This is a genomic window from Thauera aromatica, assembly GCF_023093595.1.
GTDB lineage: Bacteria > Pseudomonadota > Gammaproteobacteria > Burkholderiales > Rhodocyclaceae > Thauera > Thauera aromatica_A.
In genome coordinates, this window is record NZ_JALLIK010000028.1 from 1 (window position 1) to 1,387 (window position 1,387).

At 62.1% G+C, this 1,387-nt stretch carries 2 protein-coding genes; one reads left to right on the forward strand and one right to left on the reverse strand.

Annotation, left to right across the window (positions count from 1 at the left end; genetic code table 11):
- Window positions 1-264: hypothetical protein (locus MXC99_RS00365; RefSeq protein ID WP_247723663.1), on the forward strand; the 264-nt coding region annotated here is incomplete at its 5' end.
- Here the strand turns inward: MXC99_RS00365 and MXC99_RS00370 are convergent.
- Window positions 212-1,297 (reverse strand): IS5 family transposase, encoded by a 1,086-nt coding sequence (locus MXC99_RS00370; protein ID WP_247723664.1) that lies wholly within the window; start codon window positions 1,295-1,297, stop codon window positions 212-214. The two genes, MXC99_RS00365 and MXC99_RS00370, sit on opposite strands and share 53 nt — an antisense overlap.
- Between the last annotated feature and the right edge of the window lie 90 nt (window positions 1,298-1,387).

Sequence of the window (1,387 nt, forward strand, 5' to 3'; positions counted from 1 at the left end):
CAGGGTGTTGAAAATTGCGTCATCACCTTCGGCTTCCAGCTTGGCTGGAAAAAATCGACTCTGAAGAACCCCGGCGTGGTTTGGCATGAAGCGCTTTCCTGCCGTCTTTCGAGCCGATTCCGCTACCGCAATTCAGCAGCGCTCCCGTCGCTGCAAAGACATCGTTTCGGATCCCATGCCGCACTTCGAATGGCGCGCGAGCGCCAACGAATTACGGCGCCAGCAAATTGCCCAATCGCGTCAGGTTGTACGCGGCGAAATTGAGCAGCGCATGCGCGCGAATCTTGTCCAGGCCGCGCGCCATCAGTCGGCGCAGCGTGCCGATATCCTTCACCCAGCCAAAGGCTTCCTCGATCATCTTTCGACGACGCAGACTGACCCGGTAGCCTTCGGTGGTCTTGACGTGCTCGGGCACGGCGCTGCTTTGGCTCTTGGCCGCCACGTGCGGGGCAATCCCCAGTGCCGTCAGGGCGTCCACGAAGTCGGCGGTGTCGTAACCTCGATCTGCAGCCACGGTGGGTTTGCGGCCCCCGCTCGCCGGCTTGATGCTGCGCTTGACCATCACCAGCGCGGCCTCACGTTCGGCGGTCCCGGTCGCTGCGGTCGTGTGCACATCGACGATCAGCCCGTGCCGGTTCTCGGCCAGGGCGTGCGTGGTGTAGCTCAGAAACGCCATACCGCCGCCCTTGCTCGCGAGCCGCGAATCAGGGTCGGTGCGCGAAACGTGCGTTGCGTTCGAGCGTTTCTTGCCCCGGAAATCGACCTCGGGGTTGCGCCCCTGACCGGGTCCGGGTGGCTCATCCGAGCCGTCGCGCGCGGCCATGCTCTTGTGCGAGGCCCACGCCCGCAGCAACGAGCCGTCGACGCTGAAATGCTCATCGGACACCAGCTCGGCCCATTCGGCAATCGCCACAACGCCGCCGAAGAACTCGCGCATCACGCTCTCCTTGAGCAGGCGCTCGCGGTTGGCCGAGAACGTCGAGTGATCCCAGATCGCCTCGTCCAGCGTCAGCCCGACGAACCAGCGGTACATCATGTTGAAGTCGATATGTTCGACCAGCGCCCGTTCCGAGCGGATCGAAAACAGACATTGCAGCAGCGAGGCCCGCAGCAATCGTTCCGGCGCAATCGAGGGGCGTCCGCCTTCGGCATAGAGCGCATCGAAATGCGCAGACATCGAACGCAAAACCAGATCGGCGAGCACTTTCACGCGACGCAGCGGGTGATCTCGGGGAATTCGATCCTCGAGATTGACGTAGCTGAACAGGGGGCTTTGTTTATGGTCGGTGCCGCGCATCGGAACAATTGGAGTGGTAATGCAGATCGTATTATAACGTCCGGGAAAGCCTCGCCGTTGCTCGGATCTGGCTAAATCAACAGCCTGCTA

Coding starts and splice junctions, on each gene's coding strand:
- MXC99_RS00370 (WP_247723664.1), bottom strand. CDS start 1,297: ATGCGCGGCACCGACCATAAACAAAGCCCCCTGTTCAGCTACGTCAAT.